Genomic DNA, 22,225 nt, shown 5'->3' on the forward strand with positions numbered 1-22,225 from the left:
TTACCGAAAGTGGGGCATTCTTTTACCAAGAGGTTTTCACGAGACGGGGATCACAATGCCATACATAGACCTGAATTCAGACGTAGGCGAGTCGTTCGGCAACTGGACGATGGGCGACGACGCCGCCATCTTCACCTCCGTGTCTTCGGCCAATGTAGCTTGCGGGTTCCACGCTGGAGACCCCAGCACCATCGCCCAGACCTGCCGCGATGCGGTCAACGCCAACGTCACCATCGGAGCCCATGTGGGCTACCGCGACCTGGCCGGTTTCGGCCGCCGCTTCCTGGACTGCTCGGCCACCGAATTGGCCGATGACATCCTCTACCAGCTAGGAGCCCTGCAGGCCCTGGCACGCTCCGCAGGCAGCGAAATCAAGTACGTCAAGCCGCACGGCGCCCTGTACAACACCATCGTGCACCACCAGGTGCATGCCCAGGCCGTCATCGATGCCATCAAGGCCTTCGGCACCGACCTGCCGGTCCTGCTGCTGCCAGGTTCTGTCGCCCTGCAAAAGGCCGAAGCCGCTGGCCTGCGCGGCGTCGCAGAAGCCTTCGCCGACCGCAACTACACCCCCGAGGGCACCCTGGTTTCCCGCCGCGAATCCAACGCCGTATTGCACGACCCCGCGCAGGTCACCGAGAACATGGTCCGCCTGGCCACCGAAGGCACCATTGTTGCCGTGGACGGCAGCACCATCAAGATGGAAGCCGAGAGCATCTGCCTGCACGGGGATACTGCCGGTGCAGTGGCCATGGCCAGCGCCGTGCGCGCAGGACTGGAACATGCCGGCGTGCAGATCCGGAGCTTCGCGTGAGCATCCGCGCCATTCACCGGGCAGGTTCCCATGATCTGCTCATCGACCTGGACTCGCTCGATGCTGTCTTGGCGCTCAACGCCGCCTTGGAAACCTCTCCCCTGTCCGGACAGCGCGACCTCTTGGCGGCCGCGCAAACGGTACTGCTGAAATTCGATTCCGCGCAGAGCGCCGAACGGGCCATGGCAGCCCTACCAGAACTTGAAGTAGCTTCTGCACTCCACGCTGCGGGCAAGCTGGTTGAAGTACCAGTGAATTACGATGGCGAAGACCTCGCCGCCGTGGCCGAGCTGACCGGGCTGAGCACCGAAGCTGTGATCAATGCGCACACCAGCCAGAGGTGGCGTGCAGTATTTGGCGGATTCGCTCCCGGCTTCGCCTATCTGCTCGGCGAAAACCAGGACTTGCATGTCCCGCGCAGAGACTCCCCGCGCACCAAGGTGCCCGCCGGAGCGGTGGCGCTCGCCGGTGAGTACTCGGCCGTCTATCCGCGCCAATCCCCCGGAGGCTGGCAGCTGATTGGACATACCGATCTGCAAATGTGGGATTTGCAGCGCGAAAATCCTGCATTGATCCGGCCGCAGGATACCGTGCAGTTCGTCCGGGCCACCCGGAAAATATCGGTGAGCCAGGCACCCGCCGCACAAGACGAAGCATCAGGGCAGGCACTTGCCGGTGGCCTGAAAATCATCGACGCCGGCCTGCAGTCCCTGCTCCAGGATGCCGGACGCATCGGCTATGGCAACCTCGGAGTTGGCGTTGCAGGAGCCGCAGACCCGGCCGCCTTCCACCAGGCCAACCGCCTGGTGGGCAACCAACCAGGCCAGGCCGTGATCGAGAACCTCGGCAGCCGCATCACCGTTGAAGCCGAGCAAGACCAGGTGCTGGCGCTTACCGGCGCCGAAGCAGAACTCTGGATCACCCCGGCCGAAGACGACCAGGTCCGCACCCCGCGCCAGGCCGCGGCCAATGCACCGTTCGCGCTGCTGCACGGCGAGCGCCTGGAGGTTGAACCCGCCGGCCGCGGACTGCGCAGCTACCTTGCGGTGCGCGGCACCATCGAGCAGGAACCGGTCCTCGGCTCGCTGTCCACCGACACCCTCTCCGGCGTCGGTCCCCAGCCTCTGCAAGCCGGTGGCATGCTGCCGGTGAACCGCCCGCAGCTGGGCCACATCGTTGGCAACAGCGAACCGAGCACCCTGCCGGTCCCAGACGATAACGGCGTGTACACGCTGCGCGCCATGCCCGGTCCGCGTGCCGATTGGTTTGGCCAGGCGGGCCTGGACCAGCTCGCCGCCCAGATTTGGGATGTCACCAGCGAATCCAACCGCGTGGGCGTGCGCCTGGATACCGGGCAGCAGCCGCTGCAGCGCGTCCGCTCCGGGGAACTGGCCAGTGAAGGCGTAGCCCGCGGATCCTTGCAGGTGCCGCCCTCCGGCCTGCCGGTGCTGTTCCTCGCAGATCACCCGGTCACCGGCGGCTATCCGGTGATCGCCACCGTCATTGCCGAAGACCTCAGCGCAGCCGCGCAGCTTCCGCCCGGAAGCAGAATTCGATTCGAACTCCATCCCGCTGCCGGCCACGCGGCATCAGACGCCTAAGGAATTGCCATGAAAAAAGTTCTCATCGCCAACCGAGGCGAAATCGCGGTCCGCATTGCCCGGGCGGCCACCGACGCAAATATTTCGTCGGTAGCCATCTACTCGGACCCGGATGCCGACGCCCTGCACGTGCGCCGCGCAGATGAAGCGTACCCGCTGCACGGTTCCACCGGTGCGGACACCTACCTGGATATCGAGAAGATCATCGAGATTGCCAAGCGCTGCGGCGCCGATGCGGTGCACCCCGGCTACGGTTTCCTCTCGGAGAACGCGAACTTCGCCACCGCCGTCATCGAAGCCGGCATGAGCTGGATTGGTCCGCCTCCCGCGGCCATTGAAGCACTGGGCAACAAGGTCACGGCCCGGCAGATCGCGGTGCGCGCAGGTGCGCCGCTGGCCCCGGGCACCGACGGCCCGGCAGCGGACGCCGGCGAGGTGCGGGCCTTCGCTGAAGAGTACGGCGTGCCGGTCGCCATCAAGGCGGCCTTCGGCGGCGGTGGCCGCGGCATCAAGATCGCCTACTCGCTCGATGAGATCTCCGATGCTTTCGAGTCCGCCACCCGCGAGGCCACCGTGGCCTTTGGCCGTGGCGAGTGCTTCGTGGAACGTTTCCTGGCCAAGCCGCGCCACGTCGAGGCCCAGGTGCTGGCCGATACCCACGGCAATGTGGTGGTCGTCGGCACCCGCGACTGCTCCTTGCAGCGCCGCCACCAGAAGCTGGTGGAAGAGGCGCCTGCCCCGTTCTTGACCGATGAGCAGCGGACCAGGATCCACGAGTCCGCGAAGGCGATCTGCAAGGAAGCCGGATATGTCGGGGCCGGCACCGTGGAATACCTGGTGGCCCAGGACGGGTTGATCTCCTTCTTGGAAGTCAATACCCGTTTGCAGGTGGAGCACCCGATCACCGAGGAGACTTCCGGCGTCGATCTGGTGGCCGAGCAGTTCCGCATTGCCGATGGCCTGCCGCTGTCCATTACCGAGGACCCGCAGCCCACCGGCCATGCCATCGAATTCCGCATCAACGCCGAGGACCCGGCTCGCGGCTTCCTGCCTGCGCCGGGCACCGTGGAGCGGTTCGAAGCGCCAACCGGCGCCGGCGTGCGGGTGGACTCGGGCGTGCGCAGCGGCTCGGTCATTCCGCCGTTCTACGACTCGATGATCGCCAAGCTGATTGTGCGCGGTGCCGACCGGAACCAGGCTTTGCGCCGTGCCCGCCTGGCGCTGGAAGAAATCAGCATTGCCGGTGTACCTACGGTCCTGCCATTCCACCGCGCTGTCATCGAGCACGAAGCGTTCAACGGCGAATCCCTGGGCGTCTACACCACGTGGATCGAGGACGAGTTCCTCAACGAGGTGGAGGCCAGCGACGAGATGGATCTGGACCAGCGCGATACCAGCCGTGAAACCATCACCATCGAGCTCGATGGCAAGGCCGTCCAGCTGGGTCTTCCCGCTGCACTGACCAACGCGTTGCGCAATACCCCCGGAGCCGGCACCGCCGCCGCCACCCAGGATGATGCTGCCGGCCAGGTCGATGCCGCCGCGGTACGCAGCACCATGGACGGGAACCTCGTCCGCTTCGCCGCGGAAGATGGCAGTACAGTCGCCGAAGGGCAGAGCATTGCCATCGTCGAGGCGATGAAGATGGAATCTACCATCACCGCGCACCGTGATGGCATCTTCCGTGCAGCGGACTTGAGCGCAGGGTCAGCCGTACGCCGCGGCGACACCTTGGGCACCATCGGCTAGCGTCCAGGCCATGGAGTCCGTACCCGCAAGCCAGTTGGGATAAATTGGAAGCATGAAAGCCACCAGCAGCACCTCGCATCCGGCCAAGGCCCCACACGCGCACAGCGGGCTCTGGGCTGCCAATGAGCTGCGCCGCCGCATTGCCGAAGGCGAGCTATTGCCCGGTGACAAGCTTTCCGAGCAGACCCTGGCTGAATCGTTGGGGCTCTCGCGCAATACCTTGCGCGAGAGCTTCACCTTGCTCAATAGCGAGCTGATCATCACCCGGATCCCCAACCGGGGTGTTTTCGTGGCTTCTCCGGATGCGGATGATGTGCGGGAAATCTATGCGGTGCGCCGTACCGTCGAGCCGGCATGCCTGGCGTGGGGCCAAGACATCGACCTGGACCGGTTGGGCAAGATCATCGAGGAGGCTCGCACAGGTCTGGCTGCCGGCGACGTGCCGCGGATGGCCAATGCCAATCAGGCCTTCCACAAGCAGCTGGTCGCCTCCTCCGACAGCGAACTGCTCCAGGAGCTGATGAGCCGCGTGCTGGCCCGCATGCGCCTGGTCTTCCACGCCATGAGCGACGCCCCGGATTTCCATTCGCACTATGTAGAGCGCAATGCGAATCTGCTGGCCATGCTCCGCGCCGGAGAGCGCCTGGAAGCCGCCCAGACCCTGCGCGGCTATCTCGACACCGCTGAAGCTGAATTGCTCAGCCACATCGCCCAACGCCCGGAGTAGGCATGGAGCAGGGCTTGGCCCATTCCGCTTGCGATTTCCATCTCATCCGCGCCGTGCATTCCTCACTGCTTTGCGGCAAATGCCAGCTTCCAGCGCTTGCCTCATCGGGTTGTGCACCCTTGTTTTCCAAGGATGCCCCAGACGCCAAATCCGGGCTTGCCCCGCGGAATTTCCACGGCGATCACCGGTTTTTCCGAATCCTTGATGCTATCGCCGCCGCCAGCCTGCCGCTGCGGGCAGCCGCAAGCCCAGCGCCCTGCGGGTTTCCTCGACGCACGGACAAGCCAAGCAAGCACATAGATAGCCAACGTATGGTTTAACGAAACCATTGCGCGCCACCGCCGTTTCATCACGGCCTAGGCCCTCGTCCCCTGCTTGGAAGGTCGCACCACCCGTGAAATTGCCTGTAGCCGAATTGCACATCCACCTTGAGGGAACGCTGGAGCCAGAAATGATCATGGCGCTGGCGGCAAAAAACGGTGTTGAGCTGCCCTATGCCTCCGTTGACCAGCTGCGTGCCAAGTACCAGTTCAGCAATCTGCAGTCCTTCCTCGACCTGTTCTATGCGAATATGGCGGTCTTACGCACCGCTGGAGACTTCCGTGAAATCACCGTGGCCTACCTGCAGCGCGCCCATGACTCCGGCGTGCGCCATGTGGAATTGTTCTTCGATCCGCAAGCTCACATCCAGCGCGGACTGGGCCTGGGCGAGGTCATCGCCGGCATCCGTTCCGGCCTGGCCGAGGGCGCAGAACGCTGGGGGATCTCCCACAAGCTCATCGCGTGCTTCTGGCGCCATGCCCCAGCGGAAGAAGCGATGGACTTGATGAAGGTGCTGGTCGCCGAGAAGCACGATATCGATGGCATCGGCCTGGATTCCTCGGAGGTGGGTTTCCCGCCCGAGCTGTTCCAGGAAGTCTTTGCCTATGCCCGCGCCCACGGCCTGCACGTCGTTGCCCATGCGGGCGAGGAAGGCCCTGCTGACTACATTTGGCAGGCGCTGGACTTGCTGGAGGTTGAGCGCGTGGACCACGGCATCCGTTGCCTGGACGACCCGACGCTGGTTCAGCGCTTGGTCGACGAGCAGATGCCTTTGACTGTCTGCCCGCTATCCAACATCCGCTTGCGTGCGGTGGACACCATGGCCGATCATCCGTTGCCGCAGATGCTCGAAAAGGGCCTGAAGGTTTCGGTGCATTCCGATGATCCTGCCTATTTCGGCGGATACATGGATGCCAATTTTGCCTCGCTCATGGCAAGCTTCAACTTCAGCACCGGGCAGCTGGCTACGCTGGCAAGGAATTCCTTTGAATCCGCATTCCTGGATGAAGAATCCAAGCAGGTACTGCTTGCCGAAGTCCAGGCCTGGGTTCAGCGGCAAAGCCTTTAGACATGGGAACGCGGCGGCCTCTTGGGGGAAGGCCACCGCGTTCGGTCTATGGGCTAGGGAACCTGGTATTGGGAATCCCTGATATCCGTAATGAGCATGTGCCCCGGTGCGTGGCCGATGGCCAAGGCCGGGCGGGACTCCATCACTGCTGCCTGCGGCGTGACGCCGCAGGCCCAGAACACCGGAATCGTCCCTTCCGGGATCTGCACTGCATCTCCGAAGTCAGGTGACCCCAGATCTGCTATGCCCAGCTCTTGGGGGTTCCCGATATGCACTGGAGCCCCGTGCACAGCTGGATAGCGCGAGGTAATGCGTACCGCGTCGGCAACCTGCGAGGCAGGAATCGGACGCATGGAGACCACCATCGGACCGGACATCGCTCCGGCCGACTGCGAGCGGATATTGGTCTTGTACATTGGCACGTTCACGCCCTGGTCGATATGCGCGATGGAAATGCCGCTTTCCATCAGTGCGCTCTCGAAGGTGAACGAGCAGCCGACAATGAAGGTCACCAGATTATCCCGCCAGTACTCTGACAGGTCGGTGGGCTCATCCACCTTGACCCCGTTTTCGTAAACCATGTACTTCGGCACGTCGGTGCGGATATCTCCGCCTGCCAGCAACTCGTTGCTGGTTTGCCCCGCTTCCAGGACACCGAGGATCGGGCAGGACTTGGGATTGCGCTGGGCAAAGAGCAGCACATCGAAGGCCAACTCCTGGGGAACGATGATCAGATTTGCCTGCGCATATCCAGCGCTGATCCCGGCGGTAGGCAGCACCTGCCCGGCACGGAACAATTCGCGGGCTTCGCTTGGGGCCATCGCCGCACGTTCGGAATGCCCGAGACTCTTCAGGTCCTTCATGATTGCTTGGCTCCTAGCCGTTCCAGAGGGCTGCCAGACCCGAAATCGAGTTCCAGCCGAGGTAGACGCTGAGCAGCCAGGTCAAGGCACCGATGATCAGCAGGGCCTTGGGGTAGTTGTATCCGTTCATCAGGTCGCGGCGGCGCCATGCGACCCAGAGCAGTATTGCGAAGCCCACGGGAAGGATCAGACCGTTGAAGGCTCCGGCGAAGATCAGCAGGGTTGCCGGCGCCTTGCCCAGGAACAGGTAGATGATCCCGCAGACCACGATGAAAGCCACGGTGATCAGGTTGCGGGTGCGCTCCGGGGTGGTGCGCTTGGTGATGAAGGAAACCGAAGTGTAGGCGGCACCGATCACACTGGTCAGCGCAGCGGCCCAGAGGATGACGCCGAAGGCACGGATGCCGATGGGGCCTGCGGCGTGGCCGAAGGCTTCAGCAGCCTTGTTGTCGCTGGTCAGCGCTACGCCGCCAGCCACAACGCCGAGGATCGCCAGGAAGAGCAGTACGCGCATGACACCGGTGACGATAATTGCCAGCGTCGAGGTGCTGGAGATCGCCTTGACATGCTCCACGCCCGATGTGCCCGAATCGATCATGCGGTGGGCGCCGGCGTAGGTGATGTAGCCGCCAACGGTGCCGCCGATCAGGGTGGTGATGATCAAGAAATCGATCTTCTCGGGGAGTACCACGTTGCGGATCGCATCGCCCACCGGTGGGGCGGCGACAATTGCCACGTACAACATCAGCAGGATCATGACGGCTCCCAGCATCACCACAATGCGGTCCAATGCCATGCCGGCTTTCTTGGAAAGGAAGACCAGGATGGCGATGGCCGCGGAGATGGCGCCGCCAATTTTGGCGTCAACACCCAGCATGGCGTTCAGGCCCAGTCCAGTGCCGGCGATATTGCCGATGTTGAAGACCATGCCGCCGATGAATACCAGTGCGGCCAGTACCCAACCGATGCCAGGGACGACTTTGTTGCCCAGTTCCTGGGCACGCATTCCGGATACCCCGATCACGCGCCAGACGTTCAGCTGGACCGCGATGTCCACAAGGATGGAGACGACAATGGCGAAGGCGAAGGCCGCGCCGATTTGGACCGTGAATTCTGTGGTCTGGGTGATGAAGCCCGGTCCGATGGCGCTGGTGGCCATCAGGAACATGGCGCCTAGGAGCGCCGTGCGCCGCGCCTTGCTGCTTTGGGATGTTGACTCAGGAAGTGCCATGATGACGTTCCAATGCGATAGTGGTGACAACCGTCACAAGGTCAATGTGATGAACAAGACTTTACAGGTTGTTGAACAACCTTGGCAAGATGTTGTTGAACAATATTTGCCCATTTCGCAATAGACATGATTCCAGCGAATTCAATACGCATACTCAGTATCTATATTTAACGTATACTCAGTATGCAATCATTTCGCGTACCCATCGCATCCTCCAGAGGTCTCTTGTCTATCCGACATTCTCTTCTTGCCCTATTACACGACCAGCCGATGTATGGATACCAGCTTCGCAGCGAGTTCGAAGAACGCACAGGTTCCACCTGGCCGTTGAATATCGGCCAGGTCTACACGACACTTGACCGTTTGGAGCGCGACGGCTTGGCCCTCAAGGACGGGGATGACGGGGAGGGCCACGTGTTCTACCGAATCACTACGGCAGGCAAGGCCGAGGTTTCCCAGTGGTTTGCAGATCCCGTCGTCGCAACAAACCCGCCCCGCAACGAATTGGCCATCAAGTTGTCCCTGGCAATGACCCTGGACAATGTGGACGTGGAAAAACTCCTGCAGGCGCAGCGCACCGCCTCGATGCGCAACTTGCAGACCTACACCCGGCAGCGTCGCGAAGCAACGAAGTTCGACTCCAACGACTCGCACGATGTTGCCTGGATTCTCGTGCTGGATTCATTGGTCTTTGCCGCCGAGGCCGAAATCCGCTGGCTCGATCACTGTGAAGGATGGCTGAGGAAGCACCGCTTCCGCACCTCGAAAAATCCTGCCGTCCACGCAGCAGAAGCGCTCAATGACTCGAAAGAGGTGACGCGATGAGCAATCAGGTACTCCAGCTTCGCAAAATCTGTATGACATACGGTAGTGGAGCGACGTCCGTGGGAGCCCTGCGGGATATCGACCTAGACGTTTCTGCTGGCGAGTTTGTCGCGGTGATGGGCCCCTCAGGTTCTGGCAAGTCATCGTTGCTGACTCTGGCCGGCGGTTTGGACAAGGCCACTAGCGGTGAAATCTACGTCGAAAACACGCCATTGGGCGCGCTGAACATCAATGACCTGGCCCGTCTGCGCCGACGCGCCATCGGGTACGTCTTTCAAGATTTCAATCTTGTGCCGTCTTTGACGGCGGTTGAAAATGTCGCATTGCCCAGAGAGCTGGACGGCGTGCCTTTTCGTAAAGCCCGTCGACAAGCCATGGACGCACTACGCTCCGTGGGGATCGACAAACTGGCGGACCGCTTCATGGACCAAATCTCCGGTGGCCAACGGCAAAGGGTAGCTATCGCCCGGGCCATAGTTGGCGAGCGCCGCCTAATTCTGGCCGATGAACCGACCGGCGCGCTAGATACTGCATCTGGCGACGGAATCATGGAAGCACTACGCCAACGGGCAGATGCCGGATGCGCAGTCGTCCTGGTGACCCATGAAGCCAGACATGCCGGGTGGGCCGACAGGGTACATTTTCTCAAGGACGGAAGAATCGTGGACCAGGCAGCGCAATCCTATGATCCGACGGTGCTGCTGGAGCTTCCCGCGAACTAATCATGCCACTGAACTTAGAACCACAACACGGCGACAAAAAACAGCAACTGAAACTCGCGCTTCGCATAGCGTGGCTGGATATCAGGAGAAATCGTGGCCGCTCAGCACTCATTGCGGCGCTCATCGCTGTGCCCATCTTGATGATTTCGGCAGCGCTTGTCGCCGGATTCAGCAAGATGCCCAGCACCGAAGAAACTATAAGAACCGAACTAGGCCAGAGTGCCGGCCGCATCAGCCTCCAATACTCGGATCTTGCCAGCTTAACCCAAGGCCCCAAAGGCGACTTGAGCAGCGTTATGAGCGATTCTGAAGCAGAACCAGAACAACGCAACGGAACGCTTGATGATTTCAAAGATCTGGTACTCTCCGACTACGACGTCCTGCCACTGAGCTCCAGCCCGCTGGCGACCGAACGCGGGGATGCAACGTTGAGTTTCAATGCGGTCATTGGAGACGTCCTGAACCCTGCTTTCGATGGGAAATACAACCTACTCGAAGGGCGCGCAGCCACCGGCAACAGGGAAGCTCTGGGAACCCCCGGCTTCATGCAGCGATTCGACCTGCAGCTAGGCGACCAGTTCTCGAGCAATGCAGGGGATTTCACCATGGTCGGCACGGTACGCGATAGCAGTACCAATGATTCGATTCCCACGTTCTTTGCCGCTGAGAGCGACATGCCGGAGAACTTTGCGCCCGGGCCCAATGAAACCATGTATTACCTTCTCGGGCAGAAACCTGCCACCTGGGCGCTGGCTACCGAGCTGAACCAGCACGGAGCAATTCTCACCTCTGCTGAACTGCTGCGCAATCCGCCGACAGCCGAACAAATTGGAGCACCCGAGGATCGCTTCGCGGATGCGCCGAGCGGCAATGGCCTCGACCTCATCGCGACTGGCGCATTGATTGCCACGCTGGCGATGGTGGAAGTGGCGCTGCTGGCTGGCGCCGCGTTCGCGGTAGGAACACGCAAACAGCGGCATGACCTTGCCCTGCTAGCGGCAACAGGTGCCGAAGCGGGCACCCTCAAATCGGTGGTGACTGCCAGCGGCCTATGGCTGGGCCTCATCGGTGGAGTTGCCGGAGCATTGGCGGGGACGGGCGTGGGCATTGCCTGGGTTCTTATCAAACTCCGCAGCGGAGAAAACCAGCTCTGGTTGCATATCCCGTGGCCGCTGATGCTCGGAGTCATCCTGTTGGCGCTCATCGCCGGCCTGGTATCCGCTTACGTTCCCGCCCGTGCGGTGGCGAAACAAGCTTTGAATGATGCCCTGAGGTCAGGCCGGACAACGAGCAACCACAGTCGCAGGAATCTTCGGCGCGGTATCCTCTGGCTGGCACTTTCGATCCTGTTGCTGGCGTTATCAGCCTCGCTGTCCGTCTTTGGCATCATCCAAGATTTTGAACTTCGCAGTTATCTTGCACTGGTCCTGGTCATTGCGGGAAGCATCGGACTGATTAGCGCATTCATCTTGCTCAGCGCCCCGTTGCTCAGGCTAGTGGCCGCAAAATCCGCTTGGCTTCCGCTGCCGCTGCGTTTGGCAACCCGTGATTCGGCTAGGAATACAGGAAGAACCGTTCCCGCCGTGGCCGCAGTGCTGGCCGCTGCAACGCTATCGAGTGCGCTGTTGATCTACTGGTCGAGTGCCTCGCACAGCGAGAACGAAAATTACCAGTGGAGTTACAACCTCAACCAGATGGCGTTGCCGCTGTCGGTGCAGGAATATTCGCCAAGCGCCGTCGGCTCCGTGAAGATGGCTTCTGCCGACCCATTCACCACGAGAAGGATCAACGCCGAGGATGTGTCGAATGCTGCGGTCAAGGCTTTGGGACCACGCACTAGTGCCCAAACTATTCCGGGTGCTATCGACCAGGGGGAATGCACCAGGCTGGATCCAGACTCCGTTGAGCTCGATGGAATCCTGCATTCTCCGCATTGTTCGACGTGGGCTCTTATGGAACCTAGTGGACATCAATGCTTCGTAGCTCCCGATGGGAAACCTGTTGATCTGCAAGATTGGCGTTGCCACGGATCCATGGCGTCCGATTCAGGTTTTAGCAGCCTTCCCACCATCGTCGTCGGTGGTGAAGAAATACTAGAAGCTCTGCTCGGACGAAAACCTAGCAGTGAAGCGCTGCAAACGTTGAGGGCGGGCGGGGCGGTGATTAGCAATCCGGTGTATCTGAACGAGGACGAGACAACAACGTTGATTTCCTACGACGCCGACGCAGACCCCCAAGAATCGGCAGATGCCTCCCAGCAATGGTCTTCGCAGCGTGCTTCATTCAGTCCTCAAAGCAGTTTCCCCTTGCTGGCCACCGTTGAAGAACCGGCCAAGCCCATTCCGTACTACGCGGTCATTTCACCGGAGACTGCCTCAAGAATTGGGATGCCTTACGATGAGCGGTTGGTATTGCTATCCCTGGGTGAACTTCCCAGTGATGCCGTCAACGACACGCTATTAGTCGCACTGGCTGAAGCGGCAGGAGAAAACTACGGACCAGAAAAGCTGGAAACTGGCCCGAACTCCAGCGTAGCCACCGCCTTGTGGCAACTGGTCGGTCTCTCCGCTTTGGTCACCTTCAGCGCTACAGGCATTACCGCCGGGTTGGCGTTGGCCGATGGGCGCGAAGACCATTCGGTCTTGGCCAGCATCGGCGCGGATCCACGGCTGCGCAAGTCTCTGTCAGCGGCCCAGCTGTTCTTAACCTCCATATTCGGCACGTTGTTTGGAATCATGGCCGGCATCGTTGCCGCAGGGACGCTGCAATTGCTTTTCAGGGACATGGCGCTAATCATTCCGTGGACGCAGTTGGCGATCATGCTGCTAGTAGTCCCCTGTGCAGGTTCGGCGATGGCGTGGCTACTGACCAAGGGACGGCTGCACGTATTGCGGCACAGGACGCTGGCCTAGCCGGATCGGCTAAGCCACCCTTTGAGTGGTCTGGGCTGAGGCTTTGCCCCGGCGGATCACTTGGATTGGGTTCCGTCTTCACTGCCGGTTTCGGTGCCAGTCGTGAAGAGGCCCTTCTCACTGGCCAACAGGGCCACAACCTCGGCCACCGAGTCGGCGCTGCCGTAACCCTGGCCCTGTGCCGGCATGAGCTTGCCAAACAGCGGCGAATCAGCGTCTTTCGGCAGCCCGGCACCCTTGCTTGCACCGGGTCACCACACATTCCAAAACACACTCGGGCGAGACTATTGCAGGGACCCGAAACCGAGCTAGGCCAGAGCGCTGCCAAGATCTGGGCCGTGATTACCACCTGTGCCATCCACCTGGCGCTCGAGGACTGCGCCGAGGAGTAGAAGCGGGGACCATGAACCTGGCGACGATTACGCATCAGAATTTCGCCTGGCTCGGTGCCAGGATTCAATAGCATTGTCACTTTAAAGGACCTCAGGCCATGAACCCGTGGAGGGTTCATGGCCTGAGGTCTATACGACTTGCTACCTAGTGTTCCTAGTGGAAGAAGTGGCGTGCACCGGTGAAGTACATCGTGATACCGGCTTCGTTCGCTGCCGCGATGACTTCCTCATCGCGCACCGAACCACCGGGCTGCACGACAGCCTTCACGCCGGCATCGATCAGGATCTGCAGGCCGTCGGCGAATGGGAAGAAAGCATCCGAAGCGGCCACGGAGCCCACGGCACGCTGTTCCGAAGCAGCCGCGTCAGCGTTCTCAGCGCCACCGGCTGCATCCGCGCCGGACTCGACCTTCACGCCCAGGGTGTTGGCACGTTCCACGGCCAGCTTGCAGGAGTCGATGCGGTTGACCTGGCCCATGCCGATGCCCGTTGCTGCACCATTCTTGGCCAGCAGAATCGCGTTGGACTTGGCAGCGCGCACGGCGCTCCAGGCGAATTCCAGATCTGCCAAGGTAGCAGCGTCAGCTGCTTCGCCGGCAGCAAGGGTCCAGTTCCCCGGGTTGTCGCCCTCGGCGTCGATCTTGTCGCCGGCCTGGACCAGCATGCCACCGCTTACCTGGCGGAACTCGTTCTTGTTGCGGCCGTAGCCTTCTGGCAGGGCCAGCAGGCGGATGTTCTTCTTGGCGGAGAGGATCTGCACGGCTTCGGCCTCGAAGTCCGGGGCAATAACTACCTCGGTGAAGATGCCCTTGACGGTTTCTGCCATTTCCTTGGTGACCGTGCGGTTGGCGGCGATGACGCCGCCGAATGCGGACACCGGGTCGGTAGCGTGCGCCTTGCGGTGCGCATCAGCGATTGGATCTGCCGCGTCATCCGAAGCGACGGCCACACCGCAAGGGTTGGCGTGCTTGACCACAGCCACAGCCGGCTTCTCGAAGTCGTAGGCGGCACGCAGTGCAGCATCGGCATCCACGTAGTTGTTGTAGCTCATTGGCTTGCCGTGCAGCTGATCAGCCTGGGCGATGCCGGCTGGAGCGGCTTCGTCAACGTAGAGCGCTGCCTGCTGGTGCGGGTTTTCGCCGTAGCGCAGCACATCGGCACGCTGCAGGGCCACGCCTGCGTAGGCTGGCCAGTCGATGACGCCGTCGCCGTCCTCATCCAGGAACTGGCTTGCGGTCCACGAGGCTACCGCGGTGTCGTAGGCTGCGGTGTGAGCGTAGGCCTTGGCGGCCAGGCGCTGGCGGGTCTTCAGATCGAAGCCGCCCTCGGCTGCTGCGGAGATGACCTGCGGGTAGAAAACTGGATCAACCACGATGGAAACGGCGGCGTGGTTCTTCGCTGCCGAGCGGACCATGGCTGGGCCCCCGATATCGATCTGCTCGACAACTTCATCCTGCGAGGCACCCGAGGCGACGGTCTGCACGAAGGGGTACAAGTTCACCACTACCAGGTCGATCTGCTCGATATCCATCGAGGACAGGGTATCCATGTGCTCGGTGACGCGGCGGTCCGCAAGGATGCCGCCGTGGATGCGCGGGTGCAGGGTCTTGACGCGGCCATCGAGCATTTCAGGGGAACCGGTCACCTGCTCGACCTCGGTCACGGGAATTCCAGCGGCAGCGATCTTCTTGGCCGTGGAGCCGGTGGATACCAGCTGCACGCCTGCGGCGTGCAATCCAGCGGCCAGCTCCTCCAAGCCGGTCTTGTCGTAGACGGAAATCAGTGCGCGACGGATAGCGACTTTGTCCAGCACGGTCTTACTCACGAAATTTTTCTCCCGGCGGTGAGAATGAATGGGGCGGGCAGCGCAGAGGCCACCGCCTTCATTCTAACCAAGGAAGGCACCGGAATTTCAGTTCGTGTCAAGCCCCTTCCGGCAATGAGGAAAGGTGCGGGAAATATGAAGAAAGCTGCTTGTCAGTCAGGCAAAGCTGCAGAAGTTTTTCTGCATGTTCTTCATCTGCGACATAGGCCACGAGATCCGCCTTGGTCCGTTCGCCCAACTCTTCGCGCAACGACCGGGCTACAGCAACCAACGTGTGATAATAGCGCTTGATGGTAGGTTCCCAGCCATCACGCGCAGCCAGTCCGGTCATCGCCTCGGACCATAGCGTGGCCGCGGGATCTTCGCATAAATCAATGGATGACCAGTGCCAATCGCTGGGTTCCCACTTATCCGAGTAGAAGCTCTCCTCGTCGCTGTCTTCCAGATCCGCTTCCAAGGAGGCCAAGACGTCGTCGAGATCTTCCCCGTCGGAATCCTCGTCATCCGGTTCGCCTTCGTCTTCATCATCGGAATCCGTGATCAGCAGCGAATCGTCTTCCAATGTGACGGTTTCAGGTTCAAGGCTTCCATCGCCGTCGGCATCGGGACGGTCCTCGTAATCGGCAGGCTCATCGGCGTCTTCACCGCGTTCCACCAATTGCTCGCGAGACTCCGTGAGGCGATCTCGTTCCAGGGCCTGCACCGAGTTCAAGGCCAGCAACGGCATGGCGATGCTTTCGCTTTCCTCGGTGCTGACTCCATGCAAGGCAATGGCATAGAAGTCCTGGTCGGGGTGTCCAGCTATCACTTCCGCTGCGTGTCGAAGGGCAGTCACCCGTATAGCCTCTTCGAGAGCGGTCCAATCTACTCCCATGTCCAGAGATTACCCCCTTGCCGGCGCAGACAACAGGCCTTGACGTGGCGGGAGAAGAAGCGTAGAGAGCTACACCTGGAACCTGGTTTTCGGCTATGCTTCACGCGGTACAAACCATTTCTGCTCGCACACCGAAAGGTGCACCACTGTGTCTTCCGCACCCCTGCCTTCTGGCACATCGATCGTGCAAGAGCTGCCGTTCAAATGGAAGGTGCAGGGCACCATTTTCATTATCGGCGGACTCGGATTCATGTTCGATGCCTGGGACGTGACCCTCAACGGCGCGTTGATTCCATTGGTCGCCGAAGAGTGGGGGCTTGACCGTCCCACCGCGGCCTTGCTGGGCACTTCCAATCTGGTGGGCATGGCCCTGGGCGCCTTCCTCTGGGGCGGGATCGCCGACCGCTATGGACGCAAGAACGCCTTCAGCCTGACGCTTCTGATGTTCTCGCTATTCACCATCCTCGGCGCGCTGTCTCCGAATTTCGGCTTCTTCGTCGCCTTCCGCTTCCTGGCCGGCGTCGGCCTGGGAGGCTGCATCCCGGTGGACTATGCGCTCGTCGGCGAGTTCACCCCTGCCAAGCTGCGCGGACGCGTGCTCACCGCCATGGATGGCTGGTGGCCGGTGGGCGCGGCACTGTCCTTCTTCGTTTCGGGGTGGGTGATGGCCACCGCCGATAATTGGCGGCTGATCCTGGCAGTCATGATCCTGCCCGCGTTCATGGTGTACCTGGTACGGCGCTCCATGCCCGAATCCCCGCTGTTCTTGGCAGCCAAGGGCCGCGATGCCGAGGCCCGTGCGGTCATCGACCAGCTCGTGGAACGCACCGGGGCCACTGCGCGCGAGTACGTAATTGCACCTGTGGAATTGGAAAAGGCTCCGCGCTGGTGGGAGCAGGTCGCTTCGCTGTGGCGGTACTCCTGGAAGATCACCGCCACCAGCTGGCTGCTGTTCATGACCATTTTGCTGGTCTACTACCTGGCATTGACCTGGTTGCCATCGATTCTGACCGAGGCCGGAATGGCCCAGTCAGCGTCGTTCTTCGCTACCGCGGTGATGGCCCTGATGGGGCTGGTGGGCGTTGTTCTGGCAGCATTGCTGGTGGAGCGGGTTGGCCGTAAATGGCTGCTGGCGATCTCCGCGCCAATCTCAGGCATCGTGCTTGTGATCGTAGCCCAGAACCTGCATATCCCAGCGACCGCGATTGCCTGGGTGCTGGTCTTCGGCGTAGTGGTCCAGGTCGCTATTCCGGTGCTGTATGCCTACGTTTCCGAGCTGTACCCCACCGAATTGCGCGCCAGCGGTTTCGGCTGGGCTTCGACCATGTCCCGCTTTGCCGCCGGCTTCGGTCCCCTGCTTTTCGCGGCCCTGTGGCCAGTGGTCGGGCTGGGCTGGCTGTTTGCCGGCGCGACTGCGCTGGTGCTGGTAGCCGTCGTCTTCATGGCGCGATTCGCTCCAGAAACCCGCGGCATGAGTTTGGATTAAGAATCATCTGCCAGCGGCGAATGCCAGCACCTTCTGGTGCTGGCATTTGCTAGTCCTGCGTAGTTTGCGGGCGCAAGCCATCGCGCATGATCTGCACGATGCGGTCCTCCAAACCAGGCTGGCTCTTGCTGAAGGCCCGCGGCAGTGGACGGGTCATGGCCCCGATGGTGGCAATCAGTTCTATCTCCGTTACGTCTTTGCGGACCAAATTCGCGTTCTTGGCCAAGTCCAAGGCGGAGTGCAGGGACTGGCCGGCCTCTGCCTGGACCTCCAGAATGCCGGGGCTGATCTTCCGTGGCAATTGCAGCCCGAGCGCTTCGCTCAGTGCCCCGAGATTCTGCTGGACCAGCGTGCCAAGCAGAACTTCCCAAGCGTCCGTGTCACCGTCTTCAAGCCGCTGAACCGCTGATTGGGAAGCGATTCGGATATCCCCAAGCGTGCCGAGGGTGACTTCTTCAACCAGCGCATTCCGGTCAGCGAAGTTTCGATACAGTGTGCCGATGCCCACTCCGCTGGCCTCTGCAATAGTTTCCATCGCAATCTGGGCGCCGTGTTCTGCAAATAATTCACGAGCTGCTCGAAGAATGTTCTCACGTCGCCGAAGAGCATCTGAACGCATGAGTGGAATCCGATCTGAAGGAAATTCTGGCGCACGACTTGCCACCTGACGATTTCACGATAGCGGACAGGCAGTGCTCTGACGAAGCGGAAATCAACTTTCCAGAACGAAAAGTTTGCTCCCCGCGCCCGCGCCCAGCCATTCCGCATTTCCAGAAACCGTGCTATCCCTAGGATCTAGAACCTCAAGGCCAAGGAATCCTCGGATATGCGTTTTCAGCTCATCAGGCACGGACAAACCCCATCGAATGTTGCCGGGCAGCTTGATACCGCTTACCCGGGTGCCAGCCTCACTCCGCTGGGGAATCGCCAGGCTCGTGCCCTGCCGCAGGCATTCAGTGGCGGGCAGCTGCAGTCCATCTATGCCTCGACGCTGAACCGCACGCAGCTGACGGCCCAGCCATTGAGCGAATCCACCGGACAGAAGCTGCAGGTCATTGACGGCCTCGAGGAGATTTCAGCCGGGACCTTGGAGATGCAGGCCGACGAGGCCTCACGCTATGCCTACGGCATGTGCCTGCATTCGTGGATGCATGGCGACTGGGAGCAGAAGATGCCCGGCGGGCCGAACGGCTACGACTTCATTGAAAGATATTCCAAGGCCCTGGAAACCATCGTCCGGGCACAGGACTACTCCGGCACGGTCGCGGTATTCAGCCATGGTGCCGCCATTCGCGTTTTCAGCGCATGGGCTACGAAGATGGCGCCTGCCGATGCCGCAGAGCTGCATATCGAGAATACCGGTGGCTCCTTGCTGGAATTGGGCATCGGCGGAACGTGGGCCTTGGAACGGTGGAATCCAGAACCGCTCGGTGGCGACTTCGTTCGCGATGTTCTCACCGAGGACGTGACGGGTGGCGAGGACGGTATCCCTTGAGTACCCCGCTCCACCGGGGATCGCGAGTTGCACCAACTCAGCATCTATTTTTTTCGGTAGTCTGGCAGGGGAGCTCATTTTCCGCTGAGCGCACAAACGGAAGGCCCTCATGCACGACGACATTTCCCTGACCACCGGACGCGTCCGCCGCGTTCTGACCGAACGTATCCTTCCAGCGATATATTCAGAAACCATGCCATTGACCCTCTCCTGGCACGAATTGCCGGGAGAGCCGGTAGCTCCTGCGCAGGGCCTTGCACTGGACTACCAGCCCACAGAGGTTGGTACCCCGTGGGGCGCGGCCTGGGGCACCACATGGTTCCATTTGCAGGGCCAGGTTCCGGCGCATTGGGCCGGACGCCGGGTGGAAGCCGTGATTGATCTGGGATTTGACGTCAACATGACCGGCTTCCAGTGCGAGGGCCTGGTTTACCGGCCGGACGGCATCACCATCAAGGCGATCAACCCGCGCAACCAGTGGGTGCCCGTTGCCGGTCAGGCCGAAGGCGATGAGGTCATCGACTTGTACCTGGAAGCGGCATCCAATCCGGTGCTGCTGGACTACCACCCGTTCCTTCCCACCGAGCAGGGCGATATCCTTACCTCGTCTTCGCGCCGGCTGTACACCACCCGCCGCATGGACCTGGCGGTCTTTGAATCCGTAGTACACGAGTTGTCGCTGGATCTGGAAGTGCTGCTGGATCTGCAAGAGCAGCTGCCGGCCGGCCCGCGCAAGATGCAGATCCTGCAGGCCATGGACAACGCGTTGGACGTGCTCGACCTGCAGCGGATTACCGAGACCGCGCAGGCCGCCCGCAAGGAGCTGGCAGCGGTCCTGGCCGCCCCAGCCGAGCACAGTGCGCACCAGATTTCCGCGATTGGCCACTCGCATATCGACTCGGCCTGGCTGTGGCCGCTGCGCGAAACCATCCGCAAGGTCTCCCGCACCTGCTCCTCGATGGTGGAGCTGCTGGGCGACGAGGAAGAATTCCTCTACGGCATGTCCAGCGCCCAGCAGTACAAGTGGCTCAAGACCCATCGCCCCGAGGTCTGGGATCGGGTGAAGAAGGCCATTGCCGACGGGCGCTTCCTGCCGCTGGGCGGCATGTGGGTCGAGTCCGATACCGTGATGCCCTCGGGTGAATCGCTGGTCCGCCAGTTCCTCTACGGCCAGAAGTTCTTCCGCGACGAATTCGGCATCGCTTCAAAGGGCGTATGGCTGCCCGATTCCTTCGGATACTCCCCTGCCCTGCCCCAGCTGATGCGCCGGGCCGGCTTCGAATGGTTCTTCACCCAGAAGATCTCCTGGAACCAGCAGAACAAATTCCCGCACCACACCTTCGATTGGGAAGGCATCGACGGCTCGCGCGTATTCAGCCACTTCCCGTCGATGGACACCTACAACTCGCAGCTCTCCGGGGAGGAAGTCGCCAAGGCCTCGCGCCAGTTCCGCGAAGCCCGGCTTGCCAACAACTCCATCGCACCGGTCGGCTGGGGCGATGGCGGCGGCGGCACCACCCGGGAAATGACCGGCAAAGCCAAGCGCCTGGCCAACCTGGAAGGCAGTGCCAAAGTCCGGTGGGAACACCCGAACGACTTCTTCGACCGGGCCAAGGCCGAGCTGCCCAACCCTCCGGTATGGGTGGGAGAGCTCTACCTGGAGCTGCACCGCGCCACGCTGACCAGCCAGCACCAGACCAAGTCGGGCAACCGCCGCACCGAGCAGCTGCTGGTCGAGGCCGAACTGTGGGCAGCCACCGCAGCCATCCGCACCGGGGCCGAATACCCGTACGAGCAGCTCGACGAACTGTGGGAAACCGTGCTGCTCCACCAGTTCCATGACATCCTGCCCGGCACCTCCATCGCCTGGGTGCACCGCGAAGTGGTGGCACGCTACGCCCAGGTCATCGAGCAGGCCGAAGCGCTGATCCGCGCCGCCCAGCAGCAGCTGGCTGGCGAAGGGTCCACCCCTATTGCATTCAACGGTGCGGCGTTCACGCGCAATAACCTGGCCTTCGGCCAGGCCAGGGAAGTGGAAGCCGTTCCTGTTTCCGCGGTCAGGGCAACCGCAGCCGATGGCGGCTACATCCTGGATAACTCGGTCATCCGGGTGGCGGTCAATGCCCAGGGCCTGATTGCCTCCGCGGTGGATCTGGCTACCGGCCGTGAAACTATCGCCGAGGGCCAGGAAGCGAACCTGCTGCAATTGCACCAGGACTTCCCGAACATGTGGGACGCCTGGGACGTGGACAAGTACTACCGCAACCAGGTCACCGATCTGCGCGAGCTCGATAGCCTGGAGCTGTCTTCTCGCGAGGACGGCAGCCAGGTCATCACGATTGCCCGCAGCTTCTCCAAATCCACGCTGGTCCAGGAACTGTCGCTGGCGCCAGGCTCGCGGACCGTGCAGATCTCGCAGAGTACCGATTGGCATGAGGCAGAGAAATTCCTCAAGGTCGCCTTCCCGCTGGATATCCGTGCCGAGCATGCAATTGCCGAAACCCAGTTCGGCTACCACAAGCGCGTTACCCACGTGAATACCAGCTGGGAAGCGGCGAAGTTCGAAACTTCCATGCACCGCTTCGTGCTAGCCGAGGAACCCGGCTTCGGCGCGGCACTGGTCAATGATTCCATCTACGGATTCGATGTCACCCGCGATGCCAAGGACGCGGCCGTCACGACAACCATGCGCCTGTCATTGCTGCGCGCCCCGCGCTTCCCGGATCCTGAAACCGACCAAGGCCTGCAGGCCCACCGCTACGGTTTGGTCATCGGCGCGGACGTGGCCATGGCAACAGAAGCCGGTGCCTTGCTCAACAGCGCAGAGCGAGTCGTCCATGGCGCCCACGGCGTGGACCCGCTGGTATCGGTCACCGGTGAAGGCCTGGTGATTTCCAGCGTGAAGCTGGCTGCGGACCACTCCGGCGATTTGGTGGTGCGGGTCTATGAATCCCTGGGGCGCCGTGCCAGCGGCAGCCTGTTGGTCAACGCGCAGGCCTTGTCTGCAGCCACCGCGAGCCTGCTGGAAGATGAGCTGGCGGGGCAGGCCATCGAGCTTTCCGATGGTGCTGTGCCGCTGAAGCTGGGCGCTTTCGAAGTGCGCACCCTGCGCTTCGCCCTGGCCAGGTAACCGCGGGTTCCGGGGCTGGCCCTTCGCACGCCATGGCGTGCGAAGGTCCAGCCCCGCTGCAATCCACGGTCCTGGCTTGCGGGAATCACTGGATCAGTCTCCCGTCCGGAGCAACCGCATACCAGACCCCGCCTACGCCCTGGCCGTTGGTATCACCGGGCTTGGCGTCCTAGACGGGGAGGATTTCCG

General features: G+C 61.6%; 17 protein-coding genes and 1 pseudogene. 11 read left to right on the forward strand and 7 right to left on the reverse strand.

From position 1 onward, the window contains the following. The first annotated feature begins 55 nt into the window (after positions 1–55). From ACIOTL_RS15835 to ACIOTL_RS15855, 5 genes are all read left to right on the forward strand, one after another. The gene (locus tag ACIOTL_RS15835) at positions 56–814 is read left to right on the forward strand and encodes a LamB/YcsF family protein (RefSeq protein ID WP_400343555.1); all 759 of its coding nucleotides are present in this window, start codon (positions 56–58) and stop codon (positions 812–814) included. Further along, positions 811–2,415, forward strand: coding sequence for a carboxyltransferase domain-containing protein (locus ACIOTL_RS15840; RefSeq protein WP_400343558.1), 1,605 nt, complete (start codon positions 811–813; stop codon positions 2,413–2,415). Before ACIOTL_RS15835 ends, ACIOTL_RS15840 begins: the two co-directional genes overlap by 4 nt. A gap of 9 nt (positions 2,416–2,424) precedes the next feature. Then, entirely contained in the window at positions 2,425–4,164 is a 1,740-nt protein-coding gene (locus tag ACIOTL_RS15845; protein ID WP_400343561.1) for an acetyl/propionyl/methylcrotonyl-CoA carboxylase subunit alpha, read from the forward strand. Positions 4,165–4,216: 52 nt separating this feature from the next. Next, positions 4,217–4,891, forward strand: a complete 675-nt coding sequence (locus tag ACIOTL_RS15850) for a GntR family transcriptional regulator (protein WP_400343564.1) — start codon at positions 4,217–4,219, stop codon at positions 4,889–4,891. Between the two features lie 394 nt (positions 4,892–5,285). After that, on the forward strand, positions 5,286–6,281 hold the full coding sequence (locus ACIOTL_RS15855) for an adenosine deaminase (RefSeq protein WP_400343566.1): 996 nt from the start codon (positions 5,286–5,288) through the stop codon (positions 6,279–6,281). Between the two features lie 53 nt (positions 6,282–6,334). Here the strand turns inward: ACIOTL_RS15855 and ACIOTL_RS15860 are convergent, their stop codons facing one another. Both ACIOTL_RS15860 and ACIOTL_RS15865 read right to left on the reverse strand, forming a co-directional pair. Then, positions 6,335–7,144 carry a putative hydro-lyase gene (locus tag ACIOTL_RS15860; protein WP_400343569.1) on the reverse strand — a complete coding sequence of 270 codons (810 nt, stop codon included), beginning with the start codon at positions 7,142–7,144 and terminating at the stop codon, positions 6,335–6,337. A 13-nt stretch (positions 7,145–7,157) separates the two neighbouring features. Then, positions 7,158–8,375, reverse strand: a complete 1,218-nt coding sequence (locus ACIOTL_RS15865; protein ID WP_400343571.1) for an NRAMP family divalent metal transporter — start codon at positions 8,373–8,375, stop codon at positions 7,158–7,160. Between the two features lie 225 nt (positions 8,376–8,600). Here ACIOTL_RS15865 and ACIOTL_RS15870 point away from each other — a divergent pair, with 225 nt between their 5' ends. The 3 genes from ACIOTL_RS15870 to ACIOTL_RS15880 all read left to right on the forward strand — a co-directional run bounded on the left by ACIOTL_RS15870 (position 8,601) and on the right by ACIOTL_RS15880 (position 12,834). After that, on the forward strand, positions 8,601–9,200 hold the full coding sequence (locus tag ACIOTL_RS15870; protein ID WP_400343574.1) for a PadR family transcriptional regulator: 600 nt from the start codon (positions 8,601–8,603) through the stop codon (positions 9,198–9,200). Further along, positions 9,197–9,922 (forward strand): ABC transporter ATP-binding protein, encoded by a 726-nt coding sequence (locus ACIOTL_RS15875; RefSeq protein WP_400343577.1) that lies wholly within the window; start codon positions 9,197–9,199, stop codon positions 9,920–9,922. Before ACIOTL_RS15870 ends, ACIOTL_RS15875 begins: the two co-directional genes overlap by 4 nt. Before the next feature lie 296 nt (positions 9,923–10,218). Next, positions 10,219–12,834 carry an FtsX-like permease family protein gene (locus ACIOTL_RS15880; protein ID WP_400343579.1) on the forward strand — a complete coding sequence of 872 codons (2,616 nt, stop codon included), beginning with the start codon at positions 10,219–10,221 and terminating at the stop codon, positions 12,832–12,834. A 56-nt stretch (positions 12,835–12,890) separates the two neighbouring features. On the opposite strand, the gene ACIOTL_RS15885 is transcribed toward ACIOTL_RS15880, so the two are convergent. From ACIOTL_RS15885 to ACIOTL_RS15895, 3 genes are all read right to left on the reverse strand, one after another. Beyond that, complete coding sequence (locus ACIOTL_RS15885; RefSeq protein WP_400343582.1) at positions 12,891–13,022, reverse strand: hypothetical protein; 132 nt, start codon at positions 13,020–13,022, stop codon at positions 12,891–12,893. A gap of 358 nt (positions 13,023–13,380) precedes the next feature. Then, positions 13,381–15,051: a bifunctional phosphoribosylaminoimidazolecarboxamide formyltransferase/IMP cyclohydrolase gene (purH, locus tag ACIOTL_RS15890; RefSeq protein ID WP_332595201.1), complete on the reverse strand. Its 1,671-nt coding sequence runs from the start codon at positions 15,049–15,051 to the stop codon at positions 13,381–13,383. Between the two features lie 97 nt (positions 15,052–15,148). Then, positions 15,149–15,886 carry a hypothetical protein gene (locus ACIOTL_RS15895; RefSeq protein WP_400343584.1) on the reverse strand — a complete coding sequence of 246 codons (738 nt, stop codon included), beginning with the start codon at positions 15,884–15,886 and terminating at the stop codon, positions 15,149–15,151. 187 nt (positions 15,887–16,073) lie between these two features. Here ACIOTL_RS15895 and ACIOTL_RS15900 point away from each other — a divergent pair, with 187 nt between their 5' ends. Further along, positions 16,074–17,411 carry an MFS transporter gene (locus ACIOTL_RS15900; RefSeq protein ID WP_332504607.1) on the forward strand — a complete coding sequence of 446 codons (1,338 nt, stop codon included), beginning with the start codon at positions 16,074–16,076 and terminating at the stop codon, positions 17,409–17,411. A 49-nt stretch (positions 17,412–17,460) separates the two neighbouring features. Here the strand turns inward: ACIOTL_RS15900 and ACIOTL_RS15905 are convergent, their stop codons facing one another. Beyond that, entirely contained in the window at positions 17,461–18,030 is a 570-nt protein-coding gene (locus ACIOTL_RS15905) for a TetR/AcrR family transcriptional regulator (protein WP_400343586.1), read from the reverse strand. 207 nt (positions 18,031–18,237) lie between these two features. On the opposite strand from ACIOTL_RS15905, the gene ACIOTL_RS15910 reads away from it, so the two are divergent. Together ACIOTL_RS15910 and ACIOTL_RS15915 are read left to right on the forward strand one after the other, a co-directional pair. Then, complete coding sequence (locus tag ACIOTL_RS15910; RefSeq protein WP_400343588.1) at positions 18,238–18,906, forward strand: histidine phosphatase family protein; 669 nt, start codon at positions 18,238–18,240, stop codon at positions 18,904–18,906. Between the two features lie 109 nt (positions 18,907–19,015). Continuing rightward, entirely contained in the window at positions 19,016–22,036 is a 3,021-nt protein-coding gene (locus ACIOTL_RS15915; protein WP_400343590.1) for an alpha-mannosidase, read from the forward strand. An 85-nt stretch (positions 22,037–22,121) separates the two neighbouring features. Here ACIOTL_RS15915 and ACIOTL_RS15920 read toward each other — a convergent pair. Further along, positions 22,122–22,202 (reverse strand): annotated as a pseudogene (locus tag ACIOTL_RS15920) (hypothetical protein); the annotation flags it as partial. Positions 22,203–22,225 lie beyond the last annotated feature (23 nt).

The sequence above is a fragment of the Glutamicibacter sp. NPDC087673 genome (assembly GCF_044743255.1).
Lineage (GTDB): Bacteria > Actinomycetota > Actinomycetes > Actinomycetales > Micrococcaceae > Glutamicibacter.